Below are 21,684 nucleotides of genomic sequence, written 5' to 3' on the forward strand. Positions count from 1 at the left end.
GTTATTTCTTGATTTTAACCGATTTACCATTTACACGGAGAATATACACACCGTGCGAAAGAGCTGAAAGGGAGACGACGGTATTGCCGCCGGTGCGCTCCACAGGGCACGCCACCGCCCGTCCGTCGGGTGTGAAGATCCGCGCCTCGGCGTTCTCGCCAGAGACAACGAGACGATCATCGCCCAGCGAGAACTTCCCAGACGTGATTGCGCCGATGCCTGTGGACGAACTGAAAGTGAACGTCTTGACCGTGTAAAGCGCATATTCAGCTGTCGTCGCCGCGGTCTTGACAGTCAGCTTATCGTCCTTCATCCAGATGTCAGGGAGTGTGGAGAGCATGAACGTCTGCGTCGTATTGTCTTGGAAAGTAATCACCAAAGCAGTGCCGTCGTCAGCCTTCACCGCTGCGGCACAAGCTAAAAGAAAGAGAAAAGAGAGAAGTATTTTCTTCATGTAGCAGGAATAATGTTTTAGTAAAATGACGTAAACGCATAGGTCATCGCTATCTACCGCGCTTTTTCACGCAGAGGCGCCCACCCGTGGACACCCCCGCATGAAGACGGTTACGGCATGATGGCCATCTTAGTCACACCCTTCAGGTCGCCTTGCAGGATGAACGCCGTGTCGGACCAACCGTCACTGACGTTGTTGATGGCATCCATCATGGCTGCATCAAATACTTGCACGATCTTGGTAGAAGTGCCATCTCGGTCCGCAACCGTAACCACGGCCCCCCAGTTAGCATTGTTGATCTGCACCTGACCGGCCTGACCGGCCTCCTTATAGATAATGAGCTGCGAGCCTTCCTTGACACCAAGCTTCTTCAGGTCAGCCTTAAAGATGCGCATCTTGCCCGTACCGCTGCTCCAGTCGAAGTTAAACGGCCAGCTCACGAGGGAAGACTGATCCTCATATCTGGCACATTCGGCAAGGTCTGCCTCCTTGGACTTGACAGTGAACGTGCCAAGCTCCACCTTCGTGCCGTCAGGCTGGACGGCGATGAACGTATAGGAACCGGAAGCAAGCGTGGCAGGTACCTGGAATGTCAGTGAGCGGTTGGTCTTGTCCTTGAACTTCGTTACCTTTGTCGTACCGATGTAGAGCGACTCGATATTGTTGAAGTTCTTGCCCGTTATCGTAACGTATTCGCCAACCACACCATTGGCTGCTCCGTTGACAGCCGGCATTGTGGCCGCATGGACCGTCAGTCCAGCCTTCACCTCCACGGTGGTGCCGTTCTTCAGATTCAGCGTGCAGCCCGTGCCGTAAGCGGCAGCAGGAACACCCACGGTGATGGCGGAGCCGCCTTCGCTGGCCTTCATGTCCTCGCCTTGCAGCGGTGAGTCACCAGGGAAGGTGACGGAAGCCACAAGGTCAAGATCCCTACCGATGATGGCAATCTTGTTGCCGGCCGTGACCACCGCAGGTGAGAACTTCGTCACCGTGGGCTCTACGAGCTTGTAATCGAGGCTGACAGTCTTGCCGTTGGCGAGCTTCAGCTTGAGTTCTCCAGCCTGAGCCTTCTCCGGCACAACAGCAGAGACCTTACCGTCCTTATAGACAGCGTCCACGTCGATGCCGTTGGCACCGTCGGGGAACTGCAGCGTAGTCACCAGGTCGAGGTCCTTACCTGTCACGGTGATGGTGCTGCCATTCTTCACAGGAGTGGGAGCGTAAGAAAGATCCGTCGGTACGACGGTCGTGATGGTGCCTGCAGGGATCTCCACACCGGAAGCAGTGACGAGGGTCACCTCTCCATCGGTGGCCTTGACAGGCACAGCAACCGTCAGGCTCCTGCCATCGCCGGCAGCAGTAACGCCCTCGATGGTAGCGCCCTGGAACTTCACGGCAACAATCTGTTCAAGGCTTGAGCCTGTGACCGTGATGTTTTGGCCAGCCTTGGGATGCGTGTTGTCTATGCCTTTTGCCTCCGGAAGATTGACGTTGAGCACTTCTTTGGTCTCATACTCCGTCGGTGCTTCGGCAAGATCAGTGAGCTTCAGTACGCCGGTCTTAGCCTCCTTGGGGATGATGACCCTAATCATGTAGCGGCTGTGCTCCGTGAACTGACTCTCGGGTATGGTGTCTCTGTCGGTAAAGATAACACCATGGAAGAGGTTGAGATAATCGCCTTCAATGGTCACGACGTCGCCAACGCTGCCCGTCTTGCTGGATTTGTCGCTGCCGACATAGAAGTCTTTGACCACGATGTCCTCGCGATAGGTGACGGGGGTGATCGTGCGGATCACGCCGCCCTTGTGCGTCTTGAGCACCACGATACCGGTGTCGCATTTCTCGGCGGGCACCTGGATGGTGATCTCGCTCTCTTGTCCGGCTTTCACCACTTCGTACTGCGTGATGGGATCAGCGCCGGGGAGATCAATCTCCGCTATCTGGTCGAGGTTGGAACCAAGGAAATGGAGTGTGCCCCCGCGCAGCACGGGGCAGGGACCAAAGGACAGGACGGAGATGTCGTTGCCGTACGGGTCGGTGTTGAGGTTATCCTCGCTGTTGCATCCTGTCAGTGACAGTCCCGTGAGAGCTAACGTCAACAGGAAGATGATATACTTGAGTGTTTTCATTTCTTACCAAATTTTAATCAGCTGAGGGTGATGGATTTAATTCATGGGTACCACGCGGATATTGTCAATGCGAATGACAGGATGTCCGTCCTTGCCATCAGGGATGACCGATTTGTCATCATATCCGCCCTTGACCACGAAGATCGTGAGCGATGCGAAGTCCTCAACGCTCTTGAATGTAGAGTTCAGTGCGTTGCCGTCCCAGTCGCGGTTGAAGTCAGTAAACGGAATTGTGACCGTCACCCACTTGCCGCCCGTGTCGTAGCTCTTGTCGCTATTGTTCCACGGCATGTAGAGCGCACGCGAGATATCACCTTTGTGATGGAAGAATGTGTTGTTGGCATTGAAGAGCGTCACCTTGTCAATGCCGGCAAAGATGAGCTGCATGGCTCCCGATGTCCATGGGTGATCGGAGGGGATGCACATCTCAAACTTCAGGGCTTTCTTGTTCCAGTTGGAGAAGTCGGCGACGTCGTTGAGCTTGGGTCCGTCCTTGTCGAAGGTCTTGTCCCATGTGCCGGCCCAATACTCAAAGCAGAAATTACCATCATTCCAGGCTGCATCCTTCGCCAAATCCGCATCGCCAAGCATCAGATAATGGCCTTCGAGCGAAGCGTCATCCTCCTGAATCTTCTGGTTGTGCCATCCGTGATTGCCCAGCACATTGGTGCCGTCCCACGGCGTGTCAAAGTTGAAGAGCAAGCCACGGTTGTCCATATACTTGAACGAAGCCTTGGTATCACCATACTTCGACACCACATGGATGAAGTCGTGCGGCATATTCTCGGGCACGGTGAAGGTGATGGCGGTCTTCGTGAGCGACGTGATGGCACGGCGGTCGATCGTGTAACCATCGCCTACCTTGACCTGCAGTGGCGCGTTGTCGTAGTCGAGGAAGTAATCGCCCATAATGGTGACACTCTCCCCCGCCTTCGCATGCTCATTGCTCATGCCGAGAATGTCAGGCGCGGGAATCGTGACCTTGAAAGGATAAGGGATGGTGTCGTGTTTGCCTGTGACCATGTAGATCTGGTCGCTCACGTGTGTAGGCAGCGTCTTGGGCACGGTGACGATCATCGTGTTGTCGGTGATGTAGCTGGTGTTGAGCACGGCGGGCACATCATTGAAGAGCAACGAAGTGATGCTGCGCAGGTTGTGGCCCACAAGTACAATGGTGTTGCTGAGCGACGCCGCTGTGAGGAGCGAGTCTTTCTTTGCCACATCGACGGGACGGATGAAGCTGATGCTCGGCGTTCCCGACGTGATCTTGTACTTGTCGGGCTGATCCTCACACGAGGTAAGCCCCATACCTGCCACGGCGAGAGCCATCAGGGCTACCCATTTCATATTTTTTATTTTCATGACTGAATGTTCTTGATTGTTGAAAGAAAAGCGAATTAATAGCTGTACGTCTTTCGTACATCGACGTGCTCAGCCTGCGCGGAGCTGGCAAGGTTCGGATTCAGCGTCACGTCCTCTGTGGGGAAGGGCAGCGTGAAGCTGTTCACGGTGACATTAGGTACCGCTGTCTGGTCGTCGTACTTACAGTCGTCGGTTACTTTCCAAACGCCACTCTCATAATAAGTCTTGTAGACCTCGTCGCAGTTCCACCACGCATTGCGTTTCTGGGCTTTGATTTCCTTGACACATGCCTCCGGATCATAGTAGGCACGGCGCACGAAGTCGTACCACCGGTCGCCTTCACCTGCAAACTCCAGACGGCGCTCTTTCCAGATATCATCAAAGGTCAGCGTGGTCTTTTCCGGATCCTGATTCTGCACGGCACGCTCGTGAACGGCATTGAAACACTTCAGCGCCTCGGGGTCAGAACCATTTCCAAGCAGCACCTCAGCTTCAGCATAGACAAGATAAACATCGCTCAATCTCAGGATATGGGTAGCGAGGGCATTGCTCATGCGTGCCGACGACATGTTCATTTCAGCCTGATGGTCGGCCTGGTCACCATAGAGATTCTTCACATTCTGTGCGCCGCAGGGTCCCTGGAACTGTCCTGTAGCTGCCTTGTTATAGTTCTTGTCGTAATAGAATGCCAGTATATCCAATCCTCTCGCCCCAGCTCCCGCAGAGTGCGCGTTGGCCGGTACGGTCTTGTCACGCCAGAAGTAAGGATAGTAGTCGCCTGCCATCATGATAGTGGCTTTGCGTCTGACATCCTTGTCGATGCGCTTTGAGGGGTCGTCGGTAGGCTCCACGCCGAACGCCTCCATAAGGTCGACAGAGGGTCCGCCCCAGCCGCCCCAGCAGTCGCCATTCTCATCAAAGCCCTCGGGAGCAAGGTCACTTTGCAGCGTGTTCTGGCAAGTCCACTGCGCTCCGACAGTCCAGCGCCAGGCAATAAGGCTCTCATCGCTGGCGTTGTTCTTGCCGCGGAAGATATCCTCATAGTTGGCCATGAGCTGTCTGCCCGAGTTCTCGACAACGTCGCGGGCATACTGCGCGGCTTTCTGTAGGTCGTCGTTGTTGAGCTTGCCCGTCACACCAGCCTTGGTAAGATAAACCTTCGCGAGCAGTCCCTCGGCACAGTAATAGTCGATACGCCCTGTAGTGCTCTTCTCTTTAGGCAACAGTTCCATGGCCTTCTCCAAGGTCAGGATGATGTAGTCGTAGACATCGGCTTTCTCCACCTTGTGCAGGGTGTTGTAATCGCCGCTGGCAAGGTTGACGGAGTTGTCGTGGATGATAGGCACATCACCAAAGGACCGCACGAGAAAGAAGTAGGCCATGGCTTTCCATGCCAGGCATTCGCCCATGCACTGGTTCTTCACTTTCTCCGACGCCGTAGCGCCTTTGAGCGAGTTGTACACCGTGTTGGCGTTGCCGATGGCAGCCCAGAGCGAGTAAGACATGTTGACCAGGTCCTGGTCGGTGCCGTTGACCGAGAAGTTGAGGTACGGGCTCGACCCCCAGTACATGTTGCCCGACATCACCTCACCGAGCTTGATGAATCCGCGCTGGAAGTCATACCACGGCGAGTTGTAGAGATAGTTTACGCCGGAGACGCAGGCATCGTCAGACGTGTAGAAGTTATCGGTGTTGTAGCTATCCTTTGCGGGCTTGTCGAGGAAGTCGCCACATGCTGTCAGCGAGAGCCCCATGAGGGCAGCAGCAGCAATATATGTTAATCTCTTGAGTCTCATATGATTTCTATATGATTGAATTGACGTGTGTGAAGATAATCGTTTTCCCACTTCTTAAAAGGAGGCATTGAGCCCGAAGGCAAACGTCGTGGGCGAGGGATAACGGCCATTGTCGAGACCGAAGACATTGGCACTGGCAGTGGAGACACCGATTTCGGGGTCGTAGCCGTCGTAGCCGGTGATGGTGAAGAGGTTGGTGGCATTGAAAGTCAGCCTGAGTGCGGTCAGTCCAATCTTCTTCACGAGCATCGGACTGAATGTATATCCGAGCGTGATGCTCTTCAGACGGACATACGATCCATCCTCAATATAGCGGTCGCTCCACGCGTCGTTGTCGTTAGGATCATTGACAGAGGCGCGGGGCATGGTGCCGCCAGGATTGGTGACCACCACGTTGGCAATGTTGTCATACCAGTAAGCCGAACGGACGCCGTCCTTGGGGGCGAGATGAGCACGGTTCTTCACGTCAGTGAGCTGATTGACCCATGCCGAATTCATGTGAGTCAACTTCATCTTGAGGTAGTTGCCGACTTTGTTGCCAACGGAGCCGTTGATGAAGAAGTTGAGATCAAACTGCTTGTAGCGCAACGTGTTGTTCCAACCAAAGGTCCATTTGGGTAGCGGTGAACCGATATTGGTCTTATCATTCTCGTCGATGACACCGTCTCCGTTCACATCTTTATATTTGAGGTCGCCTACAAAGGTGGTGTTGGTACGGCTGTACTTGGTGGGGTCTGCGTCCCAATGCTTCTTGCCGTCGGCGTCGGTGACCACCGGATTGTTCTTTGTCAGCGTGTTGACCGGCGAGTCGAGGATGTCCTGAAAGTCTTTATACACGCCTTCGACCTTGTAACCGTAGAAGTTGTAAAGCGACTCTCCCGGCACGGAGCGGCTCACCACGTCGGTCCACTGTCCGTAACCGACAATGGCTGTCGACCCACCGAGGCTCTTGAGCTTGTTGCGGTTGAGCGAGAAATTGATGTCACTGTCCCAGGAGAAGTTCTTCGTGACGACGGGATGCGTATTGAGTGCGATCTCCACACCGTGGTTCTCGATGTCGCCATAGTTGCCATAAGGCGCTGCCAACGCTGAGGAGCTGTTGCCGCTCGTACCCATGATAGACGGGAGAATGAGCTGCATGAGCATGTCTTTCGACTGTTTGTTGTACCAGTCAACTGTGAGGTTGACGCGGTTGTTGAAAAATCCGAGGTCGAGACCGACATTCCACTGCTCCTGTGTCTCCCATTTGATGTCGAGATTCTTCAGGTTGGCGGGGCGATAGCTCATGCCCAGCCCTGTAGCCATGGCGGAGACGAGGGAGCCCCACTTGTATCCACCAATGTTCGAGTTACCGGTCTGACCCCATCCGATGCGCAGCTTACCGTTGGAGAGCCAGCTGCCTACAGCCTTCTGGATGAACTTCTCGTTGGAGAATCTCCACGCCAGCGCCAGAGAGTGGAAGCCTGCCCACCGCTTGTTGGGACCGAAATTCGACGAACCGTCATAACGGTAGGTATAGGTGGCGAGGTAGCGATCATCGTAGTTGTAGTTCTCACGAGTGAAGAATGAAGCCATCGACGAGCTACCCCATCCTGCGCCAATCTGTGGGTTGCCGGCGCCCAAGGCTGGGTTGTGAACGGCATCGCTGGGCAGATCAGTATTGAACACCATGGTGTAGTCGTACTTCGACTCCCAGCATTCCTGTCCGAGCATGGCGGTGATGCCGTGCTTACCAAACTGCATGTTGTAGGTGACGTAGTTGTTGAACGACCAGTAGTTGCCGCTATTCTTCTGCAGACGGCCCTGGTTCTGGTCACGGTTCCACGTGCCCAAATTCACTTTGGGGTTGTAGGTCTGCGCACGCGAGGCGTTGACGTCGTATCCAAACTGGCTGTGCCAGGTGAGGTTCCTGATAGGCGTGATATCTGCATAGATGCTGCCGTTCAAGGTCTGTCGCTTGAGCAGGATGTCGTCGAGCATGGCCATGGCAATCGGGTTCGGATTGGAGAAGCCCTCCTTCGAGACGCTGGAGTAGTTGCCGTTGACATCATAGATCTGTATGTCGGGGGGCGTAGTGAGCGAGTAGTTGATGAGTCCTTCTTCCGAATCAGCGAGCTTAAGGCTCTCGTGCGTGTTGGCAAAGGTGCCGTTGAAGCCGAGCTTAAGCCATTTCTTCACCTGCGCGTCAAGGTTCACACGCACGTTGAAGCGGCGGAAACTCGACCCGATGATGGTGCCTTCCTGGTTGTCGTAGCTGCCGCTCATATAATAATGTATCTTGTCAGATCCGCCCTCAGCACTGACTTGATGGGTCTGCTGCCATGCGGTCTGGAAGACTGCGTCCTGCCAATTGGTGCCGCGTCCAAGGATGCTGGGGTCGCTGTACGACTTGTCGGGATTGGAGATTTCGCCTTGATCCACGAGGTCGTCGTAGAACTCCGCAAACTCGCGCAGGTTCATGATGTCAAGGCGCTTGTTCTGGCGGCTGACGGTGAGGGTGCCGTTGTAGGAGAACTTGGCGTCGCCGCTCTTACCTTTCTTCGTCGTGATGAGCACCACACCGTTGGCGCCCTGCGCACCGTAGATGGCGGTGGCGGAGGCATCCTTAAGCACCTCGATGCTCACGATGTCGGAAGGTGCAATGAGCGAGAGGGGAGAGACAGCCGAGTGGGTACCGTTGCCGAGCTTATCGCCCAGTCCGAGGCTGGAACCGCTGTTGCTCTGAGAGTTGTAAATCACACCGTCGACAACATAGAGTGGGTCGGAAGCGGCGTTGATGGTGGCCTGTCCACGCACCTGTACAGAGATGGCAGAGCCCGGCGCGCCACTGGTCTGCACGGCGTTGACGCCGGCAATGCGGCCCTGGAAGCTCTGGTCGATGTTGGTGATGGGTGAACTCTTGAGCGTCTTCTCATCAAGGGAGGCGGAGGCACCCGCAAGGTCGCTCTTCTTCATCGTACCGTAACCGACGACAACAACCTCATTGAGGTCGTTGTTGTTTTCCTGAAGGGTGACGTCGTATTTAGCCTGACAGCCAATCTTCACCTCCTTGTCGGTGTAACCCACATAGGAGATAAGAAGTGTCTGACCCGGCTTGATACTGATGGAGTATTTACCGTCCATATCGGTCACCGTGGCTATCTGCGTGCCTTTAACACGGACGGTAGCGCCGATGATGGGACCCTGGGAATCGCTGACCGTTCCCGTCACTTTCTTGCCTTGCTGCTGTACGATCGACACACTGCCGATGGCGGCACGGGCCTGAGGCACAAAGCCTACACCCATGCAGACGCAGAGGCCTGCAAGCAATAATGCCCGTTGAGAGGATGTTCTCTGATGTCCTGTTTTCATATAGAACTATATTTTGTTGTTGTTTCCCCTTGTGTTTGGTGGTTGTTTCCCCGTTTTTAGGATAACATGTGCAAAGTTAACGATTATTTCTTAGAGTTATATAATACTATTTTGACAGATGATGATACTATTTTACCAAAGTGTTCGGAGTTGAGGCGGAAGGTGAAACGACGGATGTCAGACTTAGCGTACTGTCCGCCGAGGATACCATTCTGGTACTGATAACCGATACCCGTAGAGAACTTGCTGCGGTCACTGCCGCCGGTGATGTTGATGGCGTGGTTTGTCGTGACGGCGTTCTTGTTGCGGAGGGCATCGAGCCAGTCAGTGCCTGCGTTGCTGCCGTTCTGATAAGCTGCCAGCAGGTCTTTGTCGATATATTTGTTCCAGTCGTAGGCTAAGCCGCCGTTCTTCAGCGTGATGGCGATGTCCGGCTGGTTGCCTACGGTCACCTCCTGCGTCTTATATCCTATATAGGATACGACCAGGGTAGCACCCGGCCTGACGTTGAGGGAGAAGTTACCGTCGAGGTCTGTCACGGCTCCGTTCTTAGGATTGCCTTTCTCCACGATGCTGGCTCCGATGATTGGACCATCAGCATCCACTACATGTCCTGAGACTTTTCTTACTTGCTGTACGGCCTGTGCACTCAGGTTAGGCGATGTTGCTTGCGCCTGCGGGCAATAGGATAGTCCTAAGGCAGTGCAGCAACTCATGGTCAGCAAGGTTGTACTAATCTTAAAACTCATACTTACTCTAAATTTTTAGATTTCCATTATTGTTCTAATAAGTAATTTCGCCTTTATGTTAAGTTTGCTTTTCAATTACAGTTGCAAAGTTAATAATTGTTTGTAGTAAGTATGTAATACTATTTTAGCTGAAAATGACACTATCGTACCAAAGTAAAAGTTGTGCTCTTACTATGTATAAATAGGTGTAAGTTAGCGTGTTAAGACACGCTCTTAAAAGTTGGAAGATGATACGATTAAGGCGTAGCGTCATCGTGACACGGCCGTGATACAATTATGACGCGGCCGCGTCACCATGATGGTCAGTTTTTAAAGTGACTCGCCAAAATAGGAATCCAGTCTATTGATAATTTTCTAAGAACTGTGATGGTGTATTGATCACAATATCTGAATTGATAAAATCTTTAGGGATTCCGGGGAATAATGAGGTCTGCAGCTACCATCTTTGCGGAACCATACTGAATAGAGTCTTCAAAGTCTTTCCATTCTGAACCTAACTTATCAATGACATTATCACCCGTCAGATCGACATGATCTATATATTTATATATTTACTGAAACTTAGGAGTCTGTCTTTAACGTCTTTCGTAGAGACATCATTCTTCTTTGCTATATAAACTGCATTTACTATTGATAGCGTAGAAATTTTAAGTGAAATTTTCCCTTCCACTCCCAAAGACAGAATCTCCCATGCACTTTCGGCGAATGGCTCACGTGAGAAAAGGGCGTCCAAAAGGACATTAGTATCAATCAATACAATATAATCATCTTAGTAATATTTAGATTTAGCTAATGCACCTTTTCCGTCCTCGTCGGCAGGAATGGGGATAGAAGGCTTTAGCGACAAAGATTTAACAAGTTTCAGAGCTTCCTCGTGTGTCATTTTCTTGCTGTCCTCTATTACTTTGTTGCTTTTCCCCAATTGAAGGTATAAAGCCACTTTTATACGGTTGTCCATCTTTTCAATAAGTGTCCACGCCGCATTAAAAATACTTGCTTCTTGCGGAGATAAGTTGATGGTCATGATGAAGTATACTTTATAGGATTCTACTATGCAAAGATAGTGAATTTATTTATACTTCCAAAATATTTTGAATGAAAAAGTATTGCCATCAACATTTGTCCAATAGTACAAGAATATGCTAATATAGTATCATCGTGGTAACAATATTATCTTTAACTTTGCACCAGATTTCAAACCATTGCACTTAAAAACAATGAAAACATCGGGAAATATTATCTTTCACGTTTTATTTCTGTCATGCCTCTTGTTAGGCATGAATGTGTCTGTATGTGCGCAGATTCGCGGAAATAACATAACAGTTACCGTGACGCCTGACCATGCCGACTGGAACTATCACACGGGCGAGACGGCGACGTTCACCGTCAACGTGCTTCGCTCAGGTACATTATATTATAATAATGTGTCAGTCGACTATGAGGCCGGTCCGGTGATGTATCCGAACATTAAGAAGAAAGGCGTGGCGCTGAAGGACGGTACGATGCGACTCAAAGGCAGCCTCTCTACGCCTGGCTTCTATCGTGTGAAGGTCACGGCGCATGTCGGTGGCAAGGACTATGCCGGACTGTGCACCGCCGCGTTCTCGCCCGAGAAAGTACGGCCGATGTGTACGGATGCCAAGGACTTCGATGCTTTCTGGAGCAAGGCGCTTCAGGACGCGCGCACCGTGGGACTGAACCCTACCCGCCGTCTGCTGCCTGAGCGCTGCACCGGGCAGGACAACGTCTACGAGGTCAGTTTCTGCAACGGTTCGTATGCCTCACGTATCTATGGCATCCTCAGGGTGCCTGTGAGAGCAGGTTCTTATCCTGCACTGTTGCGTGTGCCCGGTGCCGGCGTGCGCCCTTATTCAGGTGACACCTACACCGCCCCCGGCAAGTGTATCGTTCTGGAGATCGGTATCCACGGAATACCCGTGACGATGGAGCAGAAAGTGTATGACAACCTTCTCGGAGGTGCGCTCAACAACTACTGGGATGTGAACATCGCCTCACCCGAGAAGAACTATTACCGCAGAGTGGTGACGGGTGCCGTGCGTGCCGTCGACTATATCGCCTCATTGCCTGAATGGGACGGTAAGACGCTCGGTGTCACGGGCGCCTCGCAGGGCGGTTTCCTCTCGCTTGCCGTGGCGGCCCTCGACAAAAGAGTGACTTTTCTCGCAGCCGTCCATGATGCGATGTGCGACTATGAGGCGGAGTGCCACAAAGTCGCCGGCGGATGGCCGCATTATTTCTATAAGAAGGCATTTACGGAAAAAGACGTGGAGGGCGCCCGCTACTACGACGGTGTCAACTTCGCCCGTCGTTGCACTGTACCTGCCTGGTTCTCCTTCGGCTATAACGATGAGGTGGTACCCCCGACATCATCCTACGGACTGTATAACATCTATCCCGCGAAGAAGACACTCAGTGTCTATCAGCAGACCGGACATTACTGGTATCAGGAGCAGTGGGATGAGTGGCAGGCGTGGGTGATACAACAGCTCAGTGCAGGGGAGGGCCCTGTGCCCTCCCTAAAATAATGTTCGACCAATGAGTTTATCGGTTGGGTCATTTCTTTAGGGAGGGCACAGGACCCTCCCCTGCACTGGTCTCTCTTAAAAAAAACGAATATGAAGAAAACAACGATATTGTCCTTGGCGATGTTGATATTAAGCCTCACCGCTACAGCCGCCAGTCCCGCGAGACAGCTCATCCGGCGGCTGGCGAAGATAGAGAACAAAGGCATCATGATTGGGCATCAGGATGATCCGCTCTACGGCCACGACTGGAAATGGCAGTCGGGCCGGAGCGATGTGCTCGAAACTGTAGGCGACTGGCCTGCTGTGATGGGCTTTGAGTTAGGCCATCTCGAACTGGGCAACGAGAGGAGCCTCGACAACGTGCCGTTTGACCTGCTGCGCCAGGAGGCCGAGAAGCAGCATGCACGCGGCGGCATCGTGGAGATGAGCTGGCACCCCGATAACCCCGTGACCGATAAAAGTGCATGGGATCCGTCGGGCACTCCTGTCAAGGCTGTCCTTCCCGGGGGCAGTAAGAACCAGCTGTTCCGTACGTGGCTCGGGCGCGTGGCTACTTTCTTAGGCTCTATGAGAGACAACAGAGGCAGATGCATCCCTATCATCTTCCGTCCCTGGCACGAGATGGGCGGCGGCTGGTTCTGGTGGGGAGCGAAGAGCTGCACACCGGAAGAGTACAGGCAGCTCTACCGTTACACTCACGACATCCTGACGAAACAATACAAACTCAACAATATCGTTTGGGCGTTCTCGCCGAATGCGGGCGACGCCGATCTGCTCCGGTTTTATCCCGGTGACGAATATGTCGATCTCATGGGCTTCGACCTCTACGACTTCAACAACGATAAGGCGACCTACCAGAAGAGCCTGCGCTTTGAACTCGACCGATTGGTGAAGACGGCGGCGGAGCATAAGAAACTCGCCGCGCTCACCGAGACCGGCGCGCAGAAGTTGCCCGACAGTCTGTGGTTTACCCACACGCTCCTGCCGGTGCTGAAGGACTACCGCATCTCTTACGTCCTTTTCTGGCGCAATGCGTGGGACAACCCCAGGGAACTCTACGTACCCTACAAAGGCGCGCTGTCGGCGGCAGACTTCAAGTGCTTCGCCGACAGCAGAGAGATGCTGACGCTCAAGGACATCGTCAGGACCCGCTAAAGAGAAACAGTACCACATAACGCCCTTGAGACTTATAGTCGCCTCACCCTGAAGAGTGAAAGGGCTATGATAATAATTTTACTATGACATCATTTGTAGATAAAGTGAAGATCCTGCGTGCGCATCACGAGGATCTGTTGACAAGAAAGAACGTGCCCGAAGAATGGGGTAACGGTATCTACACACGTTACAAGTATCCTGTCCTCACTGCTGAGCATACACCTTTGGAGTGGCGCTATGACTTCTGCGAGCAGGACAACCCGTTCCTCATGCAGCGTATCATGATGAACGCCACACTGAACAGCGGCGCCATCAAATGGAAGGACAAGTACTGCCTCGTCGTACGTGTCGAGGGTGCCGACCGAAAGAGCTTCTTCGCAGTGGCAGAGAGCCCCAACGGCATCGACAACTTCCGTTTCTGGCCCGAGCCCATCACGATGCCCGAGGACACCATCCCCGCCACGAACATCTACGACATGCGCCTCACAGCCCATGAGGACGGCTGGATCTACGGCGTATTTTGCGCTGAGCGTCACGACGACTCACAGCCCGGTGACCTCTCTGCAGCTACCGCTACGGCAGGTATTGCCCGCACGAAAGACCTCATTCACTGGGACCGCCTTCCAGACCTCAAATCGAAGAGCCAGCAGCGTAATGTTGTGCTCCACCCGGAGTTTGTCGACGACAGGTACGCTTTCTATACCCGCCCGCAGGATGGTTTTATCGATGCCGGCAGCGGTGGCGGCATCGGCTGGGCACTCGTCGACGACATCACGCACGCTGAGGTCAAGGAGGAGAAGATCATCAACCTCCGCCACTATCACACCATCATGGAGGTGAAGAACGGCGAGGGGCCGCATCCCATCAAGACACCTGCGGGATGGATCCATCTCGCCCACGGCGTGCGTGGCTGCGCTTCCGGCTTGCGTTATGTCCTTTATATGTATATGACGGCTCTCGACGACCCGACCCGTGTCATTGCCCAGCCCGGTGGTTACTTCCTCGTGCCGCAAGGCGAGGAATATATCGGTGACGTGATGAATGTCGTGTTTTCCAATGGATGGATTGCCGATCCCGACGGCCGTGTCTTTATCTATTATGCTTCCTCCGACACACGCATGCATGTGGCAACGAGTACCATCGGCCGTCTTGTGGACTATTGCATGAACACGCCTGCCGACGGCTTCGCAACGGGCAAGAGCGTGGAGACGGTGAAGAAACTTATCGCCAAGAACAAGCAAGTACTTCTTTAGCGAATGTGTATCTTGCGCAATAATTTTGCCTTTCTGGTGTTATCCTTTAATAAGGAAACGATATACTGTAAATTAAAACCATGAAAATTAAGCTGTCTGAGAAGATTGGCTATGCCATGGGTGACGCTGCCGCAGGTGGCATCACATGGAAGATCATGTCGATAGCCTTTCCGTTGTTCTTCACCAATGTCTTTGGCCTGACCTTCTATGATGCCGTCGTCCTGATGCTTGTAGCACGTCTTATCGACGTGTTTATCGATCCGGTTATTGGTGTCATCTCGGACCGTACGCAGAGCCGCTGGGGTACCTACAGGCCATGGGTCATTTTTGGATCTGTTCCTTTAGGCATTATTTTCGCATTGCTTCTCTACACCCCGGCCCTTGGGCCGGTAGGGAAGCGCGTCTATGCCTATTTCTTCTATATCGTGATGATGATCGTCTATTCACTCGTCAATGTGCCGTATGGTTCTCTCCTCGGCGTGATGACGGATGACGACAACGAGAAGAATCAGTTCTCCGCCTTCCGTATGGTCGGCGCCTACGCCATGGGGTTCATCACTCTCCTCTCGTTCCCTTATCTGCAAAAGATTGTCGGGGGTACAGACCAGTACCAGTATGCTGTGCTCGGTTGTTTTTTTGGCACCCTTGCAGCTGCCGGCACCCTCTGCTGCGGCTTGCTGACGAAGGAGCGTCTGAAGCCTATCCGTGCTGAGAAGTTTTCCGGCAAGCAGTTTGTTGACCTGGTGAAGAACAAGCCATGGATCATGATGACGCTCACAGCCGTGTGTACCAACTTCTTCAATGGTTTCCGTTACGCTGTGGCGGGATACATGTTCTCTTACTGCATGGGAGGTGACATCACTGTCGGCAAACTGATCATCAACTATACCGTGTTCATGGCCTTTGGTGAGGTGACATGTATGATCTTCGGAGGCCTGTCACCGCTGTGTACCCGTTGGCTTAGCTCGAAGCGCAAGACATTCCTCTTCGCGGCTTTCATCTGCTTTGTCACGTCCGTCCTGTTCTTCTTCATCCCGATGAAGCCGGCATATATATGGGTTATGATCGGTGTGTCGATCCTTACCTCTGTTGGCGTGGGTATCTATTCACCGCTGCTGTGGTCGATGTATGCTGATGTTGCCGATTATGCCACGAAGAAGAACGGTACATCTTCTACCGGACTGATCTTCTCCTCCGGCACGATGGCACAGAAGTTCGGTACCGCCATCTCCGGTTCACTTATTGCTGTGTTCCTCGGCCTTGCCGGTGCACACATGATCACCGACCGGTTCGGTAACCCGACGATTGATCCGGCCTCTATCACGAGTTCCGTGCTGACGATGGTATGGGCCCTCTTCTCCCTCTTCCCCGCCCTCTTCGCGCTCGTCATGATGGGGCTGGTGATGCTGTACCCGATAAAAAAATAAAAGTTACTATGTCTGCAAACGGAATGACAGCTCTTGAACTCAAACACCAAGTGCAGCAATGCCTTGAAGCGAATATCCTGCCTTATTGGATCAATAAGGTACAGGACCCCGCCGGCGGCTTCTACGGCCGCGTCGACGGTCACGACCAAGTCCACCCTGAGGCAGAGCGCGGTGCGGTGCTCAATGCCCGTATCCTCTGGGCTTTCGCAGCCGCTTACCGTGTGCTGCGCAAGCCGGAGTATCTCGCCGGCGCGCAAAACGCCTACGCCTACGTCTGCCGCCATTTCCTCGACCCCGACTTCGGTGGCGTCTTCTGGAGTGTGGACTGCCACGGTAACGCCCTCGATACAAAGAAGCAGACCTATGCCATCGGCTTTTCCATCTATGGGCTTGCCGAATACGCGCGCGCCACAGACTCCCGTGAGGCGCTTGCCCAGGCGGCATCTCTTTTCCGTGACATCGAAGCGCACGCCTTCGACAAAAAGCATAACGGTTATATCGAAGCTCTGACACGCGAGTGGAGGCCTCTTGCCGACATGCGCCTCTCCAACAAGGATGAGAACGGCAGTCGCACGATGAACACCCATCTCCATATCCTTGAGCCATACACAAATCTGCTCCGTGCCGCCCGTGAGCTCGGCGATGACAGTCTCGCCCAGGAGGTTGCGCCACGCGTGCGCAACCTCATCGGCATCTTTACGGGACCGTTGTTCAACTACAACACGGCTCACCTCGACCTCTTCTTCAACGGTGAGTGGGAAGGCAAGCGCAACATCGAGAGCTTCGGTCACGACATCGAGGCGAGCTGGCTGCTCCACGAGGCGCTCCTCGTCCTCGACGACAAGACCCTTACCCATGAGTCGGAATCAGTCGTGAGAAACATTGCCCACGCTGCCGACGAAGGCTTGCAGCCTGACGGATCGATGATCTACGAGCACTGGAAAGACACGGGGCGCTACGACCGTCAGCGTCAGTGGTGGGTGCAGTGTGAGTGTGTCATCGGGTATGTCAACCTCTATCAGCATTTCGGCGACAAGGATGCCCTGCGTATCGCTGAACGCTGCTGGCAGTATATTGACAGGCATCTCGTGGATCACGACAACGGCGAGTGGCACTGGGCGGTGCTCGGCGACGGCAGGCTGAATCGCGAGGACGACAAGGCCGGCTTCTGGAAATGTCCGTATCACAACACACGGATGTGCCTGGAACTCATCGAAAGGCTGCACTGATAACCCGCTGCTTGTTCTTCTCACCCATCGATTCTATTATTCTGAAAAAACTGAGAACTTATGAGCGAATATCAGATATTGCATGAAATCACGCCGCTCACGGGAAAAGACGGCATCTACATCGTGGAGCGTCACAAGAAGGAATTCGACTATCCCGTGCACCGCCACGAGTGCTGTGAACTCAACTTTGTGGAGAATGCCGCAGGCGCACATCGCGTCGTAGGCGACAGCAACGAGGTCATCGACGACTTTGACCTGGCACTTATCTCCAGCGTTGAACTGGAGCATGCGTGGGAACAAGGCGAGTGCCACAGTGAGGACATACGCGAGATCACCATCCAGTTCGACTTCGGCTACGGGGAAGGCAGCTTCTTCGACCACTCGCCCTTCCGAAGTATCTACAACATGCTCACGCGGGCACACAAGGGACTGGCCTTCGCGAAAAACGACATCGCACGCGTCTACGACAAGCTCGACACCATCGCGAAGATTCAGGACCCCTTCCGGGCCACCATACAGCTGCTCGAAATACTCCACACCCTCTCGCTCAGCGAGAAAGCACACACCCTCGCCACAACCAGCTACGCCAAGGTTAAAGTAGAAGACGACAGCAAGCGCGTGCTCAAAGTAAAAGAATTTATCAACGAGAACTACATGCGTGACATCAAGCTCGAGGAGGTGGCTGCACTGGCCAACATGAGCCGTACCTCCTTCAGCCGCTTCTTCAAGCAGCATACCGGCCGCACCCTCTCCAACTATATCACCGACATCCGCATGGGTTATGCCACCCGCATGCTCGTAGACACGGAGGAGAGCATCAACGAGATCTGCTACCTCTGCGGATACAACAACATGAGCAACTTCAACCGCACTTTCCGCCGCCGTAAAGGCTGTACGCCAGGAGAATACCGCGCACAGTACAAAAAGATCAAAGTGCTCATCTGAAAACGCCAACGCCGTCAACAGCCAGAAACGGCTGCCACGGCGCGCAATGGAATCGTGCAGCATCTCCTCAACGCCGTTGAGACATCGACTTTACGCCGTTGACGCGTTGCCTTTACGCCGTTGAGGCATTGCCTTTACGCCGTTGAGGCCTTGCCTTTACGCCGTTGAGGCGTTGCAACAACCGTTCCGAATAGTTATCGGGCCTTCTTAGTTTGTTTGTCAACCTTACTCACGGTCATATACCTTATATGAAGTTTCCGTTCGTTAGGCAATGCTCATGTCGGGCGTACCAAAATAACGGCATGCAAATTGCTTTACACGCCGTTATTTATGCAAGTTGTGGACTGTAGTATTCTTCATCTTTTGTGCAAGAGCAAAATACAGTCGAAACAAGAAGAATACTAAAGAGCGTTTCGAGGATATTCATCATAGCTTAAATTAATAAACAGTTTTGGCTGATTCTTATAATACACGGGCTTATTATTGGTATCAGGTGATGACCAAACACCATTTTCATAGGTGGCAATGGCTGCCACAATGGGCAGCCACTGCAAAGCATTTGTTATGCATTGAGCTGCTTGTCGAGCTCGGTGCCGGCTTTGAACTTAGCGACTTTCCTGGCAGCGATGTGCAGGACCTCACCGGTGCGTGGGTTCTTGCCCTCGCGTGCGGATCGCTCGTTGACGGAAAATGTGCCGAAACCGATGAGCTGGAGCTTCTCACCCTTTACGAGAGCGTCCTTGATGGCTTCTGTTGTAGCGTTGAGGGCCTTCTTGGCCTCTGCAGAAGTGATACCTGCGCCTTCTGCAATCTTCTTAATTAAATCAGCTTTTGTCATAGTCGTATTATTAATAAATGAATATGATTTCTCGATTATTACTTCCATGAAGCAATAAATCAGCGACAAATATAGTGGAATAGTTTTATTTGGCAAACTAAAATAGCAGAAAAATGGCATAAAAGGCCAAAAAAAGTCGCAAAGCACTTACTTTTAGGCTATTTTAAATTAATTCCGCCAACGGCTAACTCTGTTTTATTATAAAGTGCTATCATTTTTCCATTCAAGCATCTATCACCGGATGAACAGCAGCTCACGATACTTGGGCAGTGTCCACAACTCGTCGGCAACCACCAGCTCAAGCTTGTCGATCTGATAGCGGATAGGATGGAACCATGTCTCCACGGTGTCATGATAAGCCACGGCTTTCTCGCGCTCGTCAGTAATCTTATTGGCCACTTTACGTGCGTTGACCATGTCCTCTACATCTTTCTCAATCGTGGCTGTACGCTCTGAAATCTGCTCGATGATGTTCATGATGCGGTCGGAGAGTTGCTTACCCTTCTCGGCACCATAGATGACCATGAGGTTCTGCACGTCTTTGGACAGCATGGCCTGATAGTGGGTAGCCACTGGGATGATGTGGTTGAGCGACAGGTCGCCAAGCACACGGGCCTCGATCTGCAGTTTCTTGGTGTAGGTTTCCCATTTCACCTCATTGCGTGCCTTGAGCTCATTCTCCTTCATCACGCCTGTTGACTCGAACATCTTGATGCTCTCAGGATCGAGGTACCGGCCGAAGATGACAGGCGCCGACTTCTCGGTGTCGAGGCCGCGTCTTTCAGCTTCCTCCACCCATTCGTCACTGTAGCCGTTGCCGTCGAAGTGAATGGGTGCGCAGGTCTTGATGTCGTCCTTGACCACGGAGAGAATAGCGGCGAACTTGTCCTCGCCTTTGGCGACGAGCGCGTCAACACGCTCCTTGAAGCTTGTCAGCGCTTCAGCCACAGCAGTGTTGAGCACAATCTGCGCGCTGGCACAGTTGGCCGACGAGCCCACGGCGCGGAACTCGAAGCGGTTGCCGGTGAAGGCGAAAGGTGAGGTGCGGTTACGGTCTGTGTTGTCGCGCATGATATCGGGAATCTCCGGTATGTCGATCTGCACACCTTCCTTGCCCTTGATGACGAGAGCGTCTTTGTCGGCCTTCATGATATGCTCCAGCACACCCGAAACGGCCTTTCCAAGGAACGAGGAGATGATGGCAGGAGGTGCCTCGTTGGCACCTAAACGGTGCGCGTTGCCGGCGTCCATGATACTGGCTTTCAGCAGTCCGTTGTGGCGATAAACAGCCATGAGTGTCTCCACCGTGAAGACCACGAAGCGCAAGTTGTCCTCACGCGTCTTGCCAGGTCCGTGGAGCAGGATGCCGGTATCGGTAGAAAGTGACCAGTTGTTATGCTTTCCTGAACCGTTGATGCCGTCGAAAGGCTTCTCGTGAAGCAGTACCTCGAAGCCATGACGATGCGCCACACGCTTCATGAGCGACATGAGCAGCATGTTGTGGTCCACCGCGAGATTGGTCTCCTCAAAGATTGGCGCACACTCAAACTGATTGGGAGCCACCTCATTGTGACGGGTCTTCACGGGGATGCCAAGCTCCAGAGCCTGGACCTCCAGGTCTTTCATGAATGCCTGTACACGCTCGGGAATGGTGCCGAAATAATGGTCATCCATCTGCTGGTTCTTCGCACTCTCATGGCCCATCAGCGTGCGGCCGGTGAGAATGAGGTCGGGACGGGCAGCGTAGAGGTCCTCGTCGACAAGGAAGTATTCCTGCTCCCAGCCAAGATTAGAGATGACTTTCTTCACGTCGGGGTAGAAATAGTGGCACACGTTGGTCGCAGCCACGTTGACGGCATGCAGCGCACGCAGCAGAGGAGCCTTGTAGTCGAGAGCCTCGCCGGTGTAGGAGATGAAGATCGTAGGAATGCAGAGGGTGTCGTCGATGATGAACACGGGGCTCGTGGGGTCCCAGGCGGAGTAGCCGCGTGCCTCAAAGGTGGAACGGATACCGCCTGAAGGGAAGCTGGAAGCGTCGGGCTCCTGCTGCACAAGGAGCTTGCCGGAGAACTCCTCAATCATGCCGCCCTTGCCGTCGTGCTCGATAAAGGAGTCGTGCTTCTCGGCAGTGCCCTCGGTCAGCGGCTGGAACCAGTGGGTATAGTGGGTCACACCATTCTCGTCGGCCCACTGTTTCATGCCCTTTGCCACAGCGTCGGCAATGGAACGGTCAAGCTCTGCGCCATTGTCAATGACGTCGACAAGTTTCTGATAGACATCAGCAGGCAGATACTTGTACATTTTGGCGCGGTTGAATACCTTCTTGCCAAAATACTCTGAAGGCCGCTCCACTGGGGCGAGCACCTCGACCGGCTTCTTGTGTGAAGCAGTCACTACGGCATCAAATCTCTCGTTGGTCATAAAGTAATCATTATAGTCGATTTCGTAAT

The 21,684-nt window shown here is 53.2% G+C and carries 15 protein-coding genes and 1 pseudogene; 6 read left to right on the plus strand and 10 right to left on the minus strand.

Annotated elements, in window-relative coordinates:
- Window position 1: 1 nt before the first annotated feature.
- The 8 genes and pseudogenes from PREMU_RS10820 to PREMU_RS10855 form a co-directional block, all read right to left on the minus strand.
- Window positions 2-454: a hypothetical protein gene (locus tag PREMU_RS10820; protein ID WP_007575289.1), complete on the minus strand. Its 453-nt coding sequence runs from the start codon at window positions 452-454 to the stop codon at window positions 2-4.
- 110 nt (window positions 455-564) lie between these two features.
- Window positions 565-2,583, minus strand: coding sequence for an IPT/TIG domain-containing protein (locus tag PREMU_RS10825; protein WP_007575291.1), 2,019 nt, complete (start codon window positions 2,581-2,583; stop codon window positions 565-567).
- Between the two features lie 36 nt (window positions 2,584-2,619).
- Complete coding sequence (locus PREMU_RS10830; RefSeq protein ID WP_040558320.1) at window positions 2,620-3,945, minus strand: glycan-binding surface protein; 1,326 nt, start codon at window positions 3,943-3,945, stop codon at window positions 2,620-2,622.
- A 35-nt stretch (window positions 3,946-3,980) separates the two neighbouring features.
- Window positions 3,981-5,741, minus strand: coding sequence for a RagB/SusD family nutrient uptake outer membrane protein (locus PREMU_RS10835; protein WP_007575295.1), 1,761 nt, complete (start codon window positions 5,739-5,741; stop codon window positions 3,981-3,983).
- A gap of 54 nt (window positions 5,742-5,795) precedes the next feature.
- Window positions 5,796-9,092 carry a SusC/RagA family TonB-linked outer membrane protein gene (locus PREMU_RS10840; RefSeq protein ID WP_007575297.1) on the minus strand — a complete coding sequence of 1,099 codons (3,297 nt, stop codon included), beginning with the start codon at window positions 9,090-9,092 and terminating at the stop codon, window positions 5,796-5,798.
- A 140-nt stretch (window positions 9,093-9,232) separates the two neighbouring features.
- A pseudogene (locus PREMU_RS10845) lies at window positions 9,233-9,841 on the minus strand (carboxypeptidase-like regulatory domain-containing protein); the annotation flags it as partial.
- A gap of 535 nt (window positions 9,842-10,376) precedes the next feature.
- Window positions 10,377-10,595, minus strand: coding sequence for a type II toxin-antitoxin system VapC family toxin (locus tag PREMU_RS16010; RefSeq protein WP_050796421.1), 219 nt, complete (start codon window positions 10,593-10,595; stop codon window positions 10,377-10,379).
- Between the two features lie 15 nt (window positions 10,596-10,610).
- Window positions 10,611-10,865 carry a hypothetical protein gene (locus PREMU_RS10855; RefSeq protein ID WP_007575302.1) on the minus strand — a complete coding sequence of 85 codons (255 nt, stop codon included), beginning with the start codon at window positions 10,863-10,865 and terminating at the stop codon, window positions 10,611-10,613.
- 193 nt (window positions 10,866-11,058) lie between these two features.
- Here PREMU_RS10855 and PREMU_RS10860 point away from each other — a divergent pair, with 193 nt between their 5' ends.
- The 6 genes from PREMU_RS10860 (at window position 11,059) to PREMU_RS10885 (ending at window position 18,396) form a co-directional block, all read left to right on the plus strand.
- Window positions 11,059-12,387, plus strand: a complete 1,329-nt coding sequence (locus tag PREMU_RS10860) for an acetylxylan esterase (protein WP_007575304.1) — start codon at window positions 11,059-11,061, stop codon at window positions 12,385-12,387.
- A gap of 90 nt (window positions 12,388-12,477) precedes the next feature.
- A complete protein-coding gene (locus PREMU_RS10865; RefSeq protein WP_007575306.1) occupies window positions 12,478-13,542 on the plus strand; it encodes a glycoside hydrolase family 26 protein in 1,065 nt (354 codons plus the stop codon).
- 83 nt (window positions 13,543-13,625) lie between these two features.
- Window positions 13,626-14,795, plus strand: coding sequence for a glycoside hydrolase family 130 protein (locus tag PREMU_RS10870; RefSeq protein WP_007575307.1), 1,170 nt, complete (start codon window positions 13,626-13,628; stop codon window positions 14,793-14,795).
- A gap of 80 nt (window positions 14,796-14,875) precedes the next feature.
- Window positions 14,876-16,222 (plus strand): MFS transporter, encoded by a 1,347-nt coding sequence (locus tag PREMU_RS10875; RefSeq protein ID WP_007575310.1) that lies wholly within the window; start codon window positions 14,876-14,878, stop codon window positions 16,220-16,222.
- Window positions 16,223-16,230: 8 nt separating this feature from the next.
- Window positions 16,231-17,451, plus strand: coding sequence for an AGE family epimerase/isomerase (locus PREMU_RS10880; protein ID WP_007575311.1), 1,221 nt, complete (start codon window positions 16,231-16,233; stop codon window positions 17,449-17,451).
- A gap of 60 nt (window positions 17,452-17,511) precedes the next feature.
- A complete protein-coding gene (locus PREMU_RS10885; protein ID WP_007575313.1) occupies window positions 17,512-18,396 on the plus strand; it encodes a helix-turn-helix transcriptional regulator in 885 nt (294 codons plus the stop codon).
- A gap of 562 nt (window positions 18,397-18,958) precedes the next feature.
- Here PREMU_RS10885 and PREMU_RS10890 read toward each other — a convergent pair.
- Window positions 18,959-19,282 (minus strand): HU family DNA-binding protein, encoded by a 324-nt coding sequence (locus PREMU_RS10890; protein ID WP_223918627.1) that lies wholly within the window; start codon window positions 19,280-19,282, stop codon window positions 18,959-18,961.
- A gap of 186 nt (window positions 19,283-19,468) precedes the next feature.
- Complete coding sequence (locus PREMU_RS10895) at window positions 19,469-21,655, minus strand: glutamine synthetase III family protein (RefSeq protein ID WP_007575317.1); 2,187 nt, start codon at window positions 21,653-21,655, stop codon at window positions 19,469-19,471.
- Window positions 21,656-21,684: the final 29 nt, after the last annotated feature.

It is taken from the genome of Hallella multisaccharivorax DSM 17128 (genome assembly GCF_000218235.1).
Taxonomy (GTDB): domain Bacteria; phylum Bacteroidota; class Bacteroidia; order Bacteroidales; family Bacteroidaceae; genus Prevotella; species Prevotella multisaccharivorax.

Bases quoted from the DNA above. Each gene is read 5' to 3' on its own strand.
- PREMU_RS10820 (WP_007575289.1), bottom strand. From the start codon at position 454: ATGAAGAAAATACTTCTCTCTTTTCTCTTTCTTTTAGCTTGTGCCGCA.
- PREMU_RS10825 (WP_007575291.1), bottom strand. From the start codon at position 2,583: ATGAAAACACTCAAGTATATCATCTTCCTGTTGACGTTAGCTCTCACG.
- PREMU_RS10830 (WP_040558320.1), bottom strand. From the start codon at position 3,945: ATGAAAATAAAAAATATGAAATGGGTAGCCCTGATGGCTCTCGCCGTG.
- PREMU_RS10835 (WP_007575295.1), bottom strand. From the start codon at position 5,741: ATGAGACTCAAGAGATTAACATATATTGCTGCTGCTGCCCTCATGGGG.
- PREMU_RS10840 (WP_007575297.1), bottom strand. From the start codon at position 9,092: ATGAAAACAGGACATCAGAGAACATCCTCTCAACGGGCATTATTGCTT.
- PREMU_RS10855 (WP_007575302.1), bottom strand. From the start codon at position 10,865: ATGACCATCAACTTATCTCCGCAAGAAGCAAGTATTTTTAATGCGGCG.
- PREMU_RS10860 (WP_007575304.1), top strand. From the start codon at position 11,059: ATGAAAACATCGGGAAATATTATCTTTCACGTTTTATTTCTGTCATGC.
- PREMU_RS10865 (WP_007575306.1), top strand. From the start codon at position 12,478: ATGAAGAAAACAACGATATTGTCCTTGGCGATGTTGATATTAAGCCTC.
- PREMU_RS10870 (WP_007575307.1), top strand. From the start codon at position 13,626: ATGACATCATTTGTAGATAAAGTGAAGATCCTGCGTGCGCATCACGAG.
- PREMU_RS10875 (WP_007575310.1), top strand. From the start codon at position 14,876: ATGAAAATTAAGCTGTCTGAGAAGATTGGCTATGCCATGGGTGACGCT.
- PREMU_RS10880 (WP_007575311.1), top strand. From the start codon at position 16,231: ATGTCTGCAAACGGAATGACAGCTCTTGAACTCAAACACCAAGTGCAG.
- PREMU_RS10885 (WP_007575313.1), top strand. From the start codon at position 17,512: ATGAGCGAATATCAGATATTGCATGAAATCACGCCGCTCACGGGAAAA.
- PREMU_RS10890 (WP_223918627.1), bottom strand. From the start codon at position 19,282: ATGGAAGTAATAATCGAGAAATCATATTCATTTATTAATAATACGACT.
- PREMU_RS10895 (WP_007575317.1), bottom strand. From the start codon at position 21,655: ATGACCAACGAGAGATTTGATGCCGTAGTGACTGCTTCACACAAGAAG.